16 protein-coding genes are annotated in these 14,460 nt (G+C 68.9%); 5 read left to right on the top strand and 11 right to left on the bottom strand.

Going from position 1 to position 14,460, the window contains the following annotated elements; all coding sequences use genetic code 11:
- Positions 1 to 19 precede the first annotated feature (19 nt).
- The gene (cueR, locus tag AC1HFW_RS06935) at positions 20 to 412 is read left to right on the top strand and encodes a Cu(I)-responsive transcriptional regulator (RefSeq protein WP_006394711.1); all 393 of its coding nucleotides are present in this window, start codon (positions 20 to 22) and stop codon (positions 410 to 412) included.
- 39 nt (positions 413 to 451) lie between these two features.
- Here the strand turns inward: cueR and rlmD are convergent, their stop codons facing one another.
- The 7 genes from rlmD to surE form a co-directional block, all read right to left on the bottom strand.
- Positions 452 to 1,957, bottom strand: coding sequence for a 23S rRNA (uracil(1939)-C(5))-methyltransferase RlmD (gene rlmD / locus AC1HFW_RS06930; protein WP_479282409.1), 1,506 nt, complete (start codon positions 1,955 to 1,957; stop codon positions 452 to 454).
- Between the two features lie 79 nt (positions 1,958 to 2,036).
- A complete protein-coding gene (locus AC1HFW_RS06925; RefSeq protein WP_061071396.1) occupies positions 2,037 to 2,789 on the bottom strand; it encodes a TorF family putative porin in 753 nt (250 codons plus the stop codon).
- Positions 2,790 to 3,139: 350 nt separating this feature from the next.
- Positions 3,140 to 3,748, bottom strand: a complete 609-nt coding sequence (locus AC1HFW_RS06920) for a hypothetical protein (RefSeq protein WP_061071397.1) — start codon at positions 3,746 to 3,748, stop codon at positions 3,140 to 3,142.
- 169 nt (positions 3,749 to 3,917) lie between these two features.
- On the bottom strand, positions 3,918 to 4,697 hold the full coding sequence (locus tag AC1HFW_RS06915) for a 3'-5' exonuclease (protein WP_006394707.1): 780 nt from the start codon (positions 4,695 to 4,697) through the stop codon (positions 3,918 to 3,920).
- Positions 4,694 to 5,548 carry a peptidoglycan DD-metalloendopeptidase family protein gene (locus AC1HFW_RS06910; RefSeq protein WP_006394706.1) on the bottom strand — a complete coding sequence of 285 codons (855 nt, stop codon included), beginning with the start codon at positions 5,546 to 5,548 and terminating at the stop codon, positions 4,694 to 4,696. Before AC1HFW_RS06910 ends, AC1HFW_RS06915 begins: the two co-directional genes overlap by 4 nt.
- A gap of 17 nt (positions 5,549 to 5,565) precedes the next feature.
- The gene (locus AC1HFW_RS06905; protein ID WP_050813158.1) at positions 5,566 to 6,390 is read right to left on the bottom strand and encodes a protein-L-isoaspartate(D-aspartate) O-methyltransferase; all 825 of its coding nucleotides are present in this window, start codon (positions 6,388 to 6,390) and stop codon (positions 5,566 to 5,568) included.
- Complete coding sequence (gene surE / locus AC1HFW_RS06900) at positions 6,375 to 7,133, bottom strand: 5'/3'-nucleotidase SurE (protein WP_241075125.1); 759 nt, start codon at positions 7,131 to 7,133, stop codon at positions 6,375 to 6,377. The genes AC1HFW_RS06905 and surE overlap by 16 nt, the downstream gene beginning before the upstream one ends.
- 190 nt (positions 7,134 to 7,323) lie before the next feature.
- Here surE and plsY point away from each other — a divergent pair, with 190 nt between their 5' ends.
- Positions 7,324 to 7,962 carry a glycerol-3-phosphate 1-O-acyltransferase PlsY gene (gene plsY / locus AC1HFW_RS06895; protein ID WP_116522134.1) on the top strand — a complete coding sequence of 213 codons (639 nt, stop codon included), beginning with the start codon at positions 7,324 to 7,326 and terminating at the stop codon, positions 7,960 to 7,962.
- A 78-nt stretch (positions 7,963 to 8,040) separates the two neighbouring features.
- Here plsY and tsaD read toward each other — a convergent pair whose 3' ends face one another.
- Positions 8,041 to 9,072 (bottom strand): tRNA (adenosine(37)-N6)-threonylcarbamoyltransferase complex transferase subunit TsaD, encoded by a 1,032-nt coding sequence (gene tsaD / locus AC1HFW_RS06890; RefSeq protein WP_479282407.1) that lies wholly within the window; start codon positions 9,070 to 9,072, stop codon positions 8,041 to 8,043.
- Between the two features lie 108 nt (positions 9,073 to 9,180).
- Between tsaD and AC1HFW_RS06885 the strand changes: the two genes are divergently transcribed.
- On the top strand, positions 9,181 to 10,473 hold the full coding sequence (locus AC1HFW_RS06885; protein ID WP_006394701.1) for an NCS2 family permease: 1,293 nt from the start codon (positions 9,181 to 9,183) through the stop codon (positions 10,471 to 10,473).
- Positions 10,474 to 10,627: 154 nt separating this feature from the next.
- Here the strand turns inward: AC1HFW_RS06885 and AC1HFW_RS06880 are convergent, their stop codons facing one another.
- The gene (locus AC1HFW_RS06880; protein ID WP_116522130.1) at positions 10,628 to 10,984 is read right to left on the bottom strand and encodes a VOC family protein; all 357 of its coding nucleotides are present in this window, start codon (positions 10,982 to 10,984) and stop codon (positions 10,628 to 10,630) included.
- A gap of 364 nt (positions 10,985 to 11,348) precedes the next feature.
- Between AC1HFW_RS06880 and AC1HFW_RS06875 the strand changes: the two genes are divergently transcribed.
- Positions 11,349 to 12,371 carry an LLM class flavin-dependent oxidoreductase gene (locus AC1HFW_RS06875; RefSeq protein ID WP_006394698.1) on the top strand — a complete coding sequence of 341 codons (1,023 nt, stop codon included), beginning with the start codon at positions 11,349 to 11,351 and terminating at the stop codon, positions 12,369 to 12,371.
- Between the two features lie 200 nt (positions 12,372 to 12,571).
- Entirely contained in the window at positions 12,572 to 12,946 is a 375-nt protein-coding gene (locus tag AC1HFW_RS06870) for a thioredoxin family protein (RefSeq protein WP_006394697.1), read from the top strand.
- Between the two features lie 33 nt (positions 12,947 to 12,979).
- Here the strand turns inward: AC1HFW_RS06870 and AC1HFW_RS06865 are convergent, their stop codons facing one another.
- The gene (locus tag AC1HFW_RS06865) at positions 12,980 to 13,567 is read right to left on the bottom strand and encodes an IMPACT family protein (protein ID WP_006394696.1); all 588 of its coding nucleotides are present in this window, start codon (positions 13,565 to 13,567) and stop codon (positions 12,980 to 12,982) included.
- Positions 13,568 to 13,643: 76 nt separating this feature from the next.
- Positions 13,644 to 14,459, bottom strand: coding sequence for a transporter substrate-binding domain-containing protein (locus AC1HFW_RS06860; protein ID WP_479286469.1), 816 nt, complete (start codon positions 14,457 to 14,459; stop codon positions 13,644 to 13,646).
- Position 14,460: the final 1 nt, after the last annotated feature.

The raw sequence follows: 14,460 nt of genomic DNA, 5'->3' as shown, positions 1-14,460 counted from the left end.
GCCAACCAGGAGAACCGACATGAACATCGGACAAGCGGCACAGGAATCCGGCATCTCGGCCAAGATGATCCGTTACTACGAGAGCATCGGCCTGATCGGCCCGGCGCTGCGCAAGGACTCGGGCTACCGCGTCTACAGCGAGCACGACCTGCACACGCTGCGCTTCGTGCGGCGCGCGCGCGACCTGGGCTTTTCGGTGGAGCAGATGAACGAGCTGCTGGCGCTGTGGCGCGATCGCAGCCGCGCCAGCGCCGACGTCAAGCGCATCGCGCTCGAACACGTGGCCGAACTGGAGCGCAAGGCCTGCGCCCTGCGCGACATGGCGGCCACGCTCAAGCACCTGGCGCACAACTGCCACGGCGACGACCGGCCCGACTGCCCCATCCTGGAAAACCTGGGGCGGACCCAGTAAGAAAAAGGGCAAGCCAGACGGCTTGCCCTTTTTTTCGCGTCAGGCCTGGTCCTGCGACGCCGCCTCGGCTTCCGCCGCCACCCGCGCATGATAGGCATCGGTCGCCGCCTGCTTGGCCGCGGCCTTCTCGGCCGCCGCCGCCGCTTTCTCCGCTTGCGCGGCCGCGACATCGGCGGCCTGCTGCAGCGCGCGCTGGCGGGCATTTTCCTGCACTTCCAGCACGCCGGCGGCGTCCAGCGATTCGAACACCGCGATCGATTCCACGTGCCCTGTGTGCGGGAACATGTTGATCACGCCCGCGCTCTTGAGCAGATACCCGCCCTCGTGCACCAGGATGGATGCGTCGCGCGCCAGCGTGGCCGGATTACAGGACACGTAGACGATGCGGCGCGGCCGTTCCTCGGGCATCAATTGCGATAGCGCCTGCGAGACGGCGTGGGCGCCTTCGCGCGGCGGGTCGATCAGCATGCGATCGAAGAAGCCCAGGCCGCGCAGCCAATCGACGTCCACCTCGAACAGGTTGAGCGTGGCAAAGCTGGTGCGGTCGCCCAGCCCGTGGCGCGCGGCGGCCTCGTAGGCCCGGTCGGTCAGCGCCTTGCTGCCCTCCACGCCCACGGCCTCGCGGCCCTGCGTGGCCAGCGGCAGCGTGAAGTTGCCCAGGCCACAGAACAGGTCGGCCACGCGGTCGGTCGGCTGCACTTCCAGCAACTTGAGCGCGCGCGACACCATGGCGCGGTTGATGGCGTGGTTGACCTGGGTGAAATCGGTCGGCCGGTACGGCATGCGCAGGCCGAACTCGGGCATGGTGTAGGTCAGCGCGTCGCGATGCTCGGGCACCAGCGGATGGACCGTGTCCGGGCCCTTGGGCTGCAGCCACCATTGCACGTCGTGCTTGGCGGCGAAGGCGCGCAGGATGGCGATGTCGTTGTCGGTCAGCGGCAGCAGGTGGCGCAGCACCAGCGCGGTCACGCCGTCGCCCAGCGACACTTCCACCTGCGGCAGGCGGTCGGGCGCGGACATCGACGCGATCATGGCGCGCAGCGGCATCAGCAGGTCGCTGACGTGGCGCGGCAGCACATGGCACTCGCGCATGTCGGCCACGTAGCTGCTCTTGCGCTCGTGAAAGCCCACCAGCACGCCGCCCTTCTTGGGCACCACGCGCACCGACAGGCGGGCGCGGTAGCGGTAGCCCCAGGTCGGGCCGTGCAGCGGCGCCAGGATGCGGGCCGGACGCAGCTTGCCGACGTGCCAGAAGGTGTCTTCGAGCGAACGCTGCTTGATCGCCACCTGGGTGCTGGGCTCCAGGTGCTGCATGGCACAGCCGCCACAGACGCCGAAATGGGGGCAACGCGGCTCGACGCGCTGCGACGACGGACGCAGCACCGTTTCGACCCGCGCGATTTCGTAGGACGGCTTGCGGCGCACGGTCGTGGCGGTGACCCGCTCGCCCGGCAAGGCCCCTTCCACGAACACGACCTTGCCGTCGCGGCGGGCGATGCCCCGGGCTTCCAGGTCCAGGGATTCGATACTCAAAACGTCAGACATCTCACGCAATCCAGAAAATTCACGCAACCCGGCATTGTATGAGGATTCTGCGGCCGCCCGCCCGCGGCCTGGAAAAGGCTCAGAACGAACGCGACACCGAGAACACCGCCCCCAGGCGGCCCGACGGATGGCCGTACTTGGTCGGCAGCCAGTTGTCCTTGGTGGCGCCCACCGCCGCCAGGCCCAGCACCCAGCCCTTCAGGTCCTTGGTCACGCCGACCTTGTAGTCGACGTAGTGGCCGATGGAATCGCCGTCCATGTTGACCTGGTTCTTGAGCTTCTGGTAGCCGAGGTGGCCCACCAGGCCCCAGCCGTCGCCCAGGTCGAAGTTGGCGGTGCCGTCCAGGTACCAGGTGCCCTTGCTGTCGGGCGTGCTGAAGAAGTCGCTGGGCGTGTAGGAGTACTTGAGGGTGTAGTTGCCGTAGGTCGCGGCCAGGTACAGGTCGGTGTTGTTGTAGTTGCCGCCCTTGGGCGAGCTGGAGCCGGGATAGTAGTAGTGCAGCACGCCGGCATCGAGCGTGAAGCCGCCGCCCACGTCGCCCTTCCAGCCGCCGTAGAAGTCCATTTCCAGGTTGCCGTCGGTGAAGACGAAATTGGATACGTTGGAGTTCCAGTTGCCCAGGTAGAAACCGGAGCTGTGGGTCAGGTCGATGCCCAGTTGGGCCGCCGGCCGGAAATCGGTCTGCGAGTAGCCGCGGAAGCGGTAGTCGCTCGCGATGGTGGCATTGCCGCTGAGCGAGAAACCGCCGCCCAGGTCGGTCGGTTCGGCCTGGGCCGTTGCGATGAAACAAGCGGCGAGCACAACGGGCAAGGCTAGCAACGTCTTCTTCATGGTGCGATGTCCTGATCGGATTTGACGAGGAGGAAGGCGCGAAGGCGCATCCATCGGGCCGGTCCTGCAACGGCGGATGCCGGCTCCCTCCCCATCAAGCAAGGTCCGTGCCAGGTTTCAATTGCGTCTCAGCGGGCTGGCGCGGCGCTGAATGGGCATGCCGGGCGCACCAAGGCGGTGCGCCACGCCGCGCGCGCAGGCGGCGGCGCATCAAAATGGGGCTGGCGCCCCGTGATGGATCCGAAGACAAAAGAAACCCCGGCCCGCGCGAAGCGGGTCGGGGTCGGTCGGGTCCGCCCGCAACGGGCGGGCGGTCCGGCGGCGGACGGCGTGGCCGTCCGCCAGGCGCGTCAGTTGGCGGCGGGCGCGGCCGGCGGCGGCGGAGGCACGGCGCCCGGGGCATTGGCCGGGCCCTTGCCGTGGCGGCCTTCCATGCGGGCGTGACGTTCCTGCATCTTGGCCTGGCGGTCCTTGAGCATCTGGGTCACCTGGGTGCGCTGGGCATCGTTCAGGCTGTCCCACACGGCCAGCCACTGGTCACGGACCTGCTTGGCCTGCGTGCTGAACTGGTCACGCGACTTGTCGGATTGATCGAGCAGCGCGCGCGGGTCCAGCTTGCCGCTGTCCAGTTGCGCCTTGAGCAGGTCGTGGCGCTGGCCGCCGGACGCGCGCATGGCCTCGTGCAGGCTGCGTTGGCCGTCCTGCGCGGTCTTGACCAGGGCCTGCTGCTTGTCATCCAGCTTGAGCTGGTCGAGCTGCGCCTTGGATACGGGGCCCAGGCCCGGGATCCACAGGCCGTCGCGCATGCCCTTGTGGAAGCCGCCACGGGGGCCTTCGTGCATCGCGGCGGGACCACCGTCGGCGGGCGCAGCCGCCATGACGGGACCAGCCAGCAAGCCGCCGGTGGCGGCGACCATGGCCAGGGCAGCCAGGTTGGAGCGGAGTGCGAATCGGGACATGTAGGTCTCCTGAAAGTGAAGAAAGCGAGGCCATTGTGCGATCCGCCCGGTTTCATCCGGGTTTCGTCCCCGCAAGCTATGTTTCAGTCGATTGCGCCTGTCCCGGACGTGAAAACGGGGCCTCGCGGGCCCCGTCCGTCAAGCAGGTCGCGCGCGGCACGCGCGATGCTCAGCTGGCGTCCCAGGCCGCCAGGTATTCCTTCCAGTGCGCCGCGTCGCTGGCCGCCAGCGTGTCGCGCACCAGCGCGATTTCGGCGTCATAGGCGGTGCGGTCGATTTCGCCGCGCAGGAAGCGGAAGCGGCAGTACACCAGCCAGGTGTTGACCACGTCGGTTTCGCAATAGGCGCGGACCTCGTCGGCGCGGCCCTGGCTCCAGGCCTCCCAGACCTTGCTGCCGTCCATGCCGAGCTTGCCCGGAAAGCCGCACAGCTTGGCCAGTTCGTCCAGCGGCGCGTTGGCGCGGCCGTTGTACTTGGCCAGCAGGTCCATCAGGTCGGTGTGGCGGGAGTGATAGCGCGAGATGTAGTTGTTGAACTTGAAGTCGCGGTCTTCCTCGCCCATGTCCCAGTAGCGCGGCGCGGGCACGCCCTGGATCAGGCTGCGGTAATGCAGCACCGGCAGGTCGAAGCCCGACCCGTTCCAGCTGACCAGCTTGGGCGTGTAGCGCTCGATGGTCTTGAAGAAGCCGGCCAGCAAGGCGGCCTCGGGATCGTCGGGCTGGCCCAGCGTCTTGACGCGAAAGCCCTGGTCGTCGCGGAACACGCAGCCCACCACCGCGACCTTGTGCAGGTGCAGCGGCAGGAAGTCGTGGCCCACGGCCTCGCGGCGCGCGGTCAGCGCGCGCTCGACCACCTCGGCGTCGGGGACGTCGGCGCTCCAGCCGTTGAGCTTGCGCAGGCCGTCCGCGTCGGGAATGGTCTCGAGGTCGAATACCAGGGTGGGCGTCATTTGGCGGGCAGGTACTGCATCGGATCCACGGGGGTGCCCTGGCGACGGATCTCGAAATGCAGGCGCGGCGAAGTGGTGTCGCTCTGGCCGATCTCGGCGATCTTGGCGCCGCGCTTGACGTCCTGGCCGGTCTTCACGAGCAGCGTGCGGTTGTGCGCATACGCCGTGATGAAGCCGTTCTGGTGGTTGACGATGATCAGGTTGCCCAGGCCGCGCACACCGTTGCCGCTGTACATGACCTTGCCATCCGCCGCGGCGTTGACCGGGTCGCCCAGCGCGCCGGCGATGTCGATGCCCTTGCTGTTGTTGTTGAAGCCCTGCATGATCTGGCCGCCAGCCGGCCAGGCCCAGTTGATCACGCCGGCATCGGCCGCGCGCGTGACGGGCTTGTTCTCGGCCGGCGTCGGCGTGGGCGGCGGCAGCGATGCCGTGGCGGTGGCCGACGTGTCGTTGGGCTGGTCCAGCGGACGCGGCTGCGACTTGCTGCTGGCGATGGGCGCGGGTTGCGCCGCGCCGCCCGACGAACCGGACATCTTCAACACCTGCCCGACCGAGATCTGGTTGGGATCGCTGAGGTTGTTCCAGCGCTTGACGTTCTCGACATCGACGTTGTTGGCGCGAGCGATCTTGTAGAGCGTGTCACCTGGCTTGACGACGTAGCTGCCGCCCGGCTGGGCGGTGGCGGCCGGTTGCCCGCCGGCCAGGTCGACGACCGGCGCGCGCGTGCCTTTGGATGCGCAGCCGGCCAGGATGGCCAGGCTGAGGACGCCAGCCACGAAAAGCGGGCGGCGCAGGCGCGTCATGGACACGCCGAGGGTCATATCGGTCAGTTGCAACTGCCCGTTGAGCATACGTTTCTCCTGTTTGCTCAAGATTGTATTCCGGCACGCAGCGGCACAAAGCGCACGGCCTCTAATTCAGTTCGTTTCCAGCTGGCCGCGCCCGTGCGTTCGATCAGCACCAGGCGCTGGTTCGAGCCCCCTTCGGGAGCGATCAGGCGTCCACCCGGCGCCAGCTGCTGGAGCAGCGCTTGCGGGATGGTCAGGCCGGCGGCAGCCACAACGATAGCATCGAACGGCGCCACGCCGGGCAGGCCCAGCATGCCGTCGCCGTAGATCAAGCGGATCCGCGTGGTCAGCCGCAAAGCGCGCAGATGCTCGCGCGCCAGCTCGTAGAGGCCACGGATGCGCTCGATGGAATGGACCTCGCGCACGAACTGCGCCAGCACCGCGGCCTGGTAGCCGCAACCGGCGCCCACTTCCAGCACGCGCGTCGGCGTGCGGTCTTCGCAGATGGCGGCGATCATGCGCGCCACCACCCACGGTTGCGAGATGGTCTGGGAATGGCCGATGGGCAGCGCCGCGTCTTCATAGGCGCGGCTGGCCAGCGCCTCGTCGACGAACAGGTGGCGCGGCACCACGGCCATGGCGTTGAGCACGCGCTCGTCGCTGACGCCCTGCCCGCGCAGGCGCTGCACCATGGCCTGGCGCAGGCGATCGGAATTGAGCCCCAGGTTGCCGCCGGCCGCCGGCGTCGGCGCCTTGGCCTGGCTTTGCAGGGTGGCGGCCGAAATGCGGGTGTTGCTGTTGGCCGGCGTGACGCCGGGGCTGAGCCGGCCGGAGTCGTAGCGCACCGGACTGGGCCGTCCGGGCACGGCCTGGGAGACGTCCGGCTGGCTTATGCGTCGGCGCATAGCGGCTCCGCCCAGGTCCGGATTTCCTCGAGCTGCCCGTGCTGGGTCAGGTCCAGTCGCAGCGGCGTGACCGACACCATGCCCTGCGCCACCGCGTGGAAGTCCGTGCCCGGCGTGGCGTCGGCGGCCTGCCCCACCGGCCCGATCCAGTAGACCGTGTCGCCGTAGGGCGTGGTGGTACGCACCACCGGCTGCGACGGATGGCGCTTGCCCAGGCGCGTGACCTGGAAGCCATGCATGTCGTCGAAGCGGCGGCTGGGAATGTTGACGTTCAGCAGGACCGGCGCGGCCAGCGGCTGCGCCAGGTGGCGTTCGACCACCAGGCGCGCGGCGCGGGCGGCCGAATCGATGTGCTCCCAGCCCTTCTCGGCCAGCGAGAAGGCGATGGCCGGGATGCCGAACAGGTAGCCCTCGCTGGCGGCGGCCACGGTGCCCGAATAGAGCGTGTCGTCGCCCATGTTGGCGCCGTTGTTGATGCCGGACACCACCAGGTCGGGACGCGTGTCCATCAGGCCGGTCAGGGCGACGTGGACGCAGTCGGAGGGCGTGCCGTTGACGGCGATGAAGCCGTTGGAGGCGGTGCGCACCGACAGCGGGCGGTTCAGCGTCAGGGAGTTGGATGCGCCGCTGTGGTTGGTCTCGGGCGCGACGACGGTCAGATCGCCCAGGCCTTCCAGCGCCTTGACCAGCGCCTCCAGGCCAGGGGCCGAATAACCATCATCGTTCGAAACCAGAATTCGCATTGTGCATCCGAAAGAAAATAAAACGCGGGTGGACCGGCTGGATTGTACCGTCCGCGGAAGGCGCCGGCATGTCCGTCGCCACCCGTCCCTCATCGCCCACTGGCTAACCCGTACCCGGGCCGGCCGGCGACCGGGGTAGAATCCGCAGCCATCGAGACAATTGCAAGATAACAACGGACCCCCTTAGAACATGGCGATCACCGAACCGTCCCTGGCGTTCACCGCGGCGCTCATCCTGCTGGCCTACCTGATCGGCTCCGTGCCGTTCGCCGTGGTGGTCAGCAAACTCATGGGGCTGCAGGACCCCCGCAGCTACGGCTCGAAGAACCCCGGCGCCACCAACGTGCTGCGCACCGGCAACAAGACCGCCGCCGCCCTGACCCTGCTGGGCGACGCCGCCAAGGGCTGGTTCGCGGTCTGGCTGGCGGTCAAGCTGGCCCCCGGCATTCCCCCCGGCCCGCTGGCCGCGGTGGCCGTGGCGGCCTTCCTGGGCCACCTGTATCCGATTTTCCTGGGTTTCAAGGGCGGCAAGGGCGTGGCCACCGCGCTCGGCGTGCTGGTCGCCATCCAGCCCTGGCTGGCGGTCGCCACGGCGGCCACCTGGCTCATCATCGCGGTGTTCTTCCGCTATTCGTCGCTGGCCTCGCTGGTGGCGGCGTTCTTCGCCCCGGTCTACTACGTGTTCGGCTCGGGCCTGGCCTGGTACGCCCAGCCGGCCATGGGCGTCGCCCTGGCCATCATCGGCGTGCTGCTGTTCTACCGCCATCGCGCCAACATCGCGCGCCTGGTGCAGGGCACCGAAAGCCGCATCGGCGGCAAGAAAAAATGATCGGCGCACCGCGGGCCCGCGTGGGCGCCGCGACGCAGGATGAAAAAAGGGGCCACGGCCCCTTTTTCATTGCCCGTTTCAGGCGATATCGGCCAGGTCCCAGCGCGGCCGCACGGTGAAGCCGTGCGCGTCCGGGTCCAGCGTCACCAGCCCAGCCTTGACCCGCTCGGCGGCCGCGAAGGCGATCATGGCGCCGTTGTCCGTGCACAACGACAGCGGCGGGAAATAAGCCTGGGCCTTGAGTGGCTTGAGCGCGGTCGCCAGCTTGGTCCGCAATAGCTGATTGGCCCCCACCCCGCCGGCCACCACCAGGCGGCGCAGGCCGGTCTGCTTGAGGGCGCGGATCGACTTGGCGGCCAGCACCTCGACGATCGCGGCCTGGGTCGCCGCCGCCAGGTCGGCGCGGGTCTGTTCATCCAGGCCGCCGTCCTGCTCGGCCGCCTTGACGCGGGTCAGCACGGCCGTCTTCAGGCCGCTGAAGCTGAAATCCAGGTCGCCGCTGTGCAGCATCGGGCGCGGCAGCTCGAAACGCGTGGCATCGCCCTGCTCCGCCAGGCGCGCCAGCGCCGGGCCGCCCGGGTAGCCCAGCCCCATCAATTTGGCGGACTTGTCGAACGCTTCGCCGGCGGCGTCATCCAGGGTCTCGCCCAGCAGTTCGTAGCACCCTACCCCGTCGACCCGCATCAACTGCGTGTGGCCGCCGGACACCAGCAGCGCCACGAACGGAAAGTCGGGCCGCGGATCGGCCAGCATGGGCGACAGCAGGTGGCCTTCCAGGTGATGGATGGCAATGGCGGGCAGATGGCGCGACCAGGCGAACGACTGCGCCACGCTGGCGCCCACCAGCAGCGCGCCGGCCAGGCCGGGGCCGGCCGTGTAGGCCACCGCGCCGATGTCCGACATTTCCAGGCCGGCTTCCTGCAGCACCTGGCGGGTCAGCGGCACCACGCGCCGGATATGGTCGCGCGAGGCGAGTTCGGGCACCACGCCCCCATATTCCTGGTGCATGGCGATCTGGGTATGCAGGGCGTGCGCGAGCAGGCCGCGTTCCGTACAGACGGCTGCGACACCCGTTTCGTCGCAGGAGCTTTCAAAGCCGAGAATAATCATGGCGGCAGAGTTTACAACTGATGCGAAAATACGCCCGTTTACAAAATGACCGAGGGCGGCCAAGCCCCCTCCCGACAAACCGAGCCTGCAAGCACCCTGGGGATAAGAATGCTGGAGAAGCTATTCAACCTGCGTGAACACGGCACGACCGCGAGAACCGAGATCGTGGCCGGCCTGACGACATTCCTGACCATGTCGTACATCATCTTCGTGAACCCGGACATCCTGTCGTCCACCGGCATGGACCGCAACGCCGTGTTCGTCGCCACCTGCCTGGCCGCCGCGCTGGGCTCGCTGGTGATGGCGCTGATCGCCAACTGGCCGATCGGCATGGCGCCGGGCATGGGGCTGAACGCCTTCTTCGCCTTCACCGTGGTCAAGACCATGGGCTACTCCTGGGAACAGGCGCTGGGCGCCGTGTTCATCTCGGGCGTGATCTTCCTGATCCTGACCATCTCGGGCATCCGCGTCTGGCTGGTCAAGGGCATCCCGCATTCGCTGCGCAGCGCCATCGCCGCCGGTATCGGCCTGTTCCTGGCCATTATCGCGCTGTCCAGCGCCGGCATCGTGGTGGCGCATCCGGCCACCAAGGTCACGCTGGGCAACCTGACCGCGCCGGGGCCGCTGTTCGCCATCCTGGGCTTCTTCATCATCGCCTCGCTGGACGCGCTGCGCGTGCGCGGCGCCATCCTGATCGGCATCCTGGTGGTCACGGTGCTGTCGATGGCCCTGGGCTACAACGAATTCAAGGGCGTGTTCGCGGCCCCGCCGAGCCTGGCGCCGACGCTGTTCAAGATGGACATCCTGGGCGCGCTGCACACCGGCTTCGTGCACGTCATCCTGGTGTTCGTGCTGGTCGAGGTGTTCGACGCCACCGGCACGCTGGTGGGCGTGGCCAAGCGCGCCGGCCTGATGCCGGAGAACCGCCCCAACCGCCTGGGCCGCGCCCTGTTCGCCGACAGCACCGCGATCGTGGCCGGCTCGATGCTGGGCACCAGCAGCACCACCGCCTACGTCGAAAGCGCCTCGGGCGTGCAGGCCGGCGGCCGCACCGGCCTGACCGCGCTGGTCGTGGCCCTGCTGTTCCTGGCCGCGCTGTTCATTTCGCCGCTGGCCGGCGCCGTGCCCGCCTACGCCACCGCGCCCGCCCTGCTCTACGTGGCCGGCCTGATGATGCGCGAGCTGATCGACATCGACTGGAACGATGTCTGCGAAGCCACCCCGGCCGCGCTGACCGCGCTGGTGATGCCGTTCACCTACTCCATCGCCAACGGCATCGCCTTCGGCTTCATCAGCTACGTGGTGCTCAAGACCGCCACGGGCCGCGTGCGCGACGTGCATCCGGCCACCTGGCTGGTGGCGATCCTGTTCGTGATCCGCTACGCGTTCTTCCCGGAATAACGCCAAAAGGCGCGCATTCCCGCGAAACCGCCGCGCTTCCAGTCCGGAAGGCGGCGGTTTTTTTTCATCGCCGGGCCGCCCCCGGGATGAAAACGCCCCCCTGGGGGGAGCAAGCCGGCGGCGCGGCATGGGGCCTGCTTTCATCGCCGCGCCGTCAGGCCGCGGCGGTCCAGACTGCCAGTTCGTAGCCATCCAGGTCGGTGAAGTGGAAGCGGCGGCCGCCGGGAAAATCGAAGGCCTCGCGGCTGATGCGGCCGCCCGCCGCGATCACGCGGCGCTGGGCGTCGGCCAGGTCGTCGGCGTACAGGATCACCAGCGGCCCGCCCGGGCGCACCGGCTCGCCGGTGGTGAAGCCGCCCTTGAGGCGGCCATCGGTGAATTCGGTGTAGGTCGGCCCGTAGTCGGTGAACGACCAGCCGAATGCGTCGCCATAGAAGCGCTTGCTGCGCGCGATGTCGGCGACGTTGAACTCGATGTTGTCGATCTGGTGGTTGTTGCCGGTGGCGCCCATGCGTGTCTCCCGCGGATATCGAAGAAAACCGCATCATCCCCGATTCGCGTGGCCGCGTCTTGAACGAAACGGCCAAACGCGGCGCGCCGCTAGCCGCGCGCCCGGCGTACAGGAAATACGGGTGCAGCAGCGCCACGGGCGAGGCTGGAATGATCACTATACCGGTACGGCTGCCAGGGGTTCGCGGGCCGTCCTGCCAATCGCCGCCATTGAGGTCCGCTATCAACCCGCCGGCCCTCATGGTTGCTGTCGGAGACGGTTGAATTCGCCGATACACTCCCCATGTATATAAGACTATGGAGCCGACCTTGTCTCGCCACACCCCGCATTCCTCCTGTCCCCGCCGTCCCGTCGAGCGCCGCGCATGAGCACCCTCGCCCGCATCCCCTTCTCGGTGCTGGACCTGGCGCCGATCGTGCAAGGCCGCGACGCCGCCGACGCCTTCCGCAACAGCGTGGCCGTGGCGCAGCATGTCGAGCGCCTGGGCTACAAGCGCTTCTGGCTGGCCGAGCACCACAACATCAACGGCGTGGCCAGCAGCGCCACGGCGGTGCTGATCGGCCACATCGCCGGGCACACCTCGACGCTGCGCGTCGGCTCGGGCGGCGTGATGCTGCCCAACCACGCGCCGCTGATCATCGCCGAGCAGTTCGGCACGCTCGAGACCCTGTACCCTGGCCGCATCGACCTGGGCCTGGGCCGCGCGCCCGGCAGCGACGGCGCCACCCAGCATGCGCTGCGCCGCGGTCCGCGCAGCGGCCTCGAATTCCCGGCGCTGGTCGAGGAACTGCGCGGCTTTCTCGCGCCCTCGCGTCCCGGCCAGCCTGTGCGCGCGATTCCCGGCGAAGGCCTGGACATCCCTATCTGGCTGCTGGGCTCGAGCGACTTCAGCGCGCGGCTGGCGGCCGAACTGGGCCTGCCGTTCTCGTTCGCCGGCCACTTCTCGCCCGAGGGCATGGCGGCGATGCGCCTGTACCGCCATCTGTTCAAGCCGTCCGAGACGCTGGCCCGCCCCTACGCCATGATCGGCGTGCCGGTGATCGCCGCCGCGACCGACGAGCAAGCCCGCCGCCAGGCCACCACGCAGCAGCTCAAGTTCCTGTCGCTGGTGCGCGGCAACCGCCTGCAATTGCAGCCGCCGGTCGACAGCATGGACGGGCTCTGGAACGAGTGGGAACGCGAGGCCGTGAACCAGCGCCTGGGCGCGGCCATCGTGGGCGGCCCCGAGACCGTCAAGCGCCGCCTGGAGGCCCTGGTGGCCGAGACGGAAGCCGACGAAGTCATGATCGTGTCCGATTTCTTCGATATCGCCGATCGCCTGCGTTCCTTCGAGATCGTCGCCGCGCTCAAGCAGGGCGACGGCGTGCCCACAACAACCGCGGCGTGAGGCCGGCGGCCCCGCCGCCAGCCTCGCAAGCCCCGCAGACTGCGCTCGCCACAGCGCCAACCATTGCGACGTGGCCGGTCCCCGCTCTACTATGGACTGGCAGGACCGGCCCTACCGCGTCGCCTCACCCGGCGCGGGGCATGTCTCCCCCGCGCCGCTGATTCCGACTTTTTGCGCCGCGCCAGCGGCAAGGATCCAAAATGAGTATTGTTGAACTGACCAAAGACACTTTCCAGGAAGCCATCACGCCGGACGGCACCTTGATCGTGGACTTCTGGGCGCCCTGGTGTGGCCCGTGCCGTGGTTTCGCCCCGGTCTTCGAGCAGGCCGCCACCGAGCATCCGGACGTCACGTTCGCCAAGGTCAACACCGACGTCGAACAGGAACTTGCCGGCGCGCTGGGCATCCGCTCGATTCCCACGCTGATGGTGTTCCGCGAAAAGGTCCTGCTGTTCTCGCAACCGGGCGCCTTGTCGGGCGGCCAGCTCAATGAGCTGCTCGCCAAGATCAAGGAAGTGGACATGGAAAAAGTCCACCAGGAAATCGCCGCGGCCCAGGACAGCCAGGACGCGTAATGAACAAGGGCCCCGCGGGGCCCTTGTCGCATGTCACGCCAATTGTTCCCAGGCCGAGCGGCCGCGCGTGATGTTGGCCGCCGTCATCTCCAGGTCGGCCACGGCGCCGCGCGGCACCGTGAAGCGCAAGGCCACGCCGTCGGCGCCGAAATCCTCCTGCACGATCACCGCCCCGGCCTGCGCCAGCCGCGACTTCAATAGCGGCAGTTCGGCGAAGCCGCAGGCGCACGCCACCGTGGCCAGGTCCACGATCTCGGTGCGCGGGCCATTGCGCAGGCAGTTGGCGGCGCAGCCGCCATAGGCCCGCACCAGCCCGCCGGCGCCCAGCTTGACGCCCCCGAACCAGCGCACCACCAGCACCGCCACGCGGTCCATGCCCTGCCCTTCGATCGCCTGCAGGATCGGGCGTCCGGCCGTGCCGCCGGGCTCGCCATCGTCATTGAAACGATATTCCTGGCCAATGCGGTAGGCCCAGCAGTTGTGGGTGGCCTCGGGGTCGCTGTGCGCCGCGAAGAACGCCATGGCCTCGTCAATGCTGGCGACGGGCGCGGCGTACGCGGCGAAACGGCTTTTCTTGATGTCTTCCTCGTGCGAGCAGACGGCGGTCAAGGTGGTGGTCATAGCCCGGCATTGTAAGGGCCGGACCGCGCCTTGCCGGCCCGCGCGGCCAATGCGGACGGATCTTGCGCCGCGCCCCTCAGCCGTGGCAGTCGGCGACTTCCTGGTCCAGGTAGACGTCGAAGGCCACGTCGCGCGCCCACTTGGCCGGCAGGGCCTTCCAGGCCCCGGCCCGCGCCCATTCGCGCATGCGCGCATCGAGCCAGGCCTGCGTGGCCGTGTCGGCCGCCGGCAGCAGCCACACCCGTTCCTGGCGGGCGCCGTCGGCGCCCAGCGTGGCCGAGAACTTCTTCCATTCGGGAAAGCGCATCAGCGGTTCCCACACCACGTCATCGACCAGGCCGATGTCGCAGCTGCCTTCGCGCACCGCCACCAGCGCGTCCGATGGCACGCGGTAGGTGCGCACCACCGCCCCCCAGCTGCGGGCCAGCGCCTGCGCGCCGACGGCCGCCTCGGCCATGCAGACGCTGTGGCCGCGGGCATCGCTGCCCTGGCGCATGCGGGTATCGCTGCGGATCACGGCCTTGGGACGCGCGGCGTAGCCGGTGGCCACCGCCGCCAGATCGCCGGGCAGCGCCTGTGCCGGCGACGCGCGGTCGGCCAGCACCACGTCGACCTCGCCCGCGGCCAACAGCCGGGCCGCGTCGGCCGCCGCCACCTGCCGCAGGCTGAACGGCAGGCCCAGGTCCTGCGCCAGCTTTTCGGCCATGGCGAGGTCCAGCCCTTCCGGGGTGCGGATCTTGGCGCCGGCCGCCGGCGCGGGCGCCAGGTACGGCACGCCCACCACCAGCTCGCCGCGCTGGCGCGCGGCCGCCAGGCCGTCGGCCGGCGCCGCGCCGCTTGCCGCGGACAGCAGCACCGCCGTGCAGGCCAGGAGACGAAGTCCGCGCCGCATC

It is taken from the genome of Achromobacter sp. ISS7 (assembly GCF_056523125.1).
Note: the sequence above shows the minus strand (reverse complement) of the source record. Positions and strands in the feature narration are given on the sequence as shown.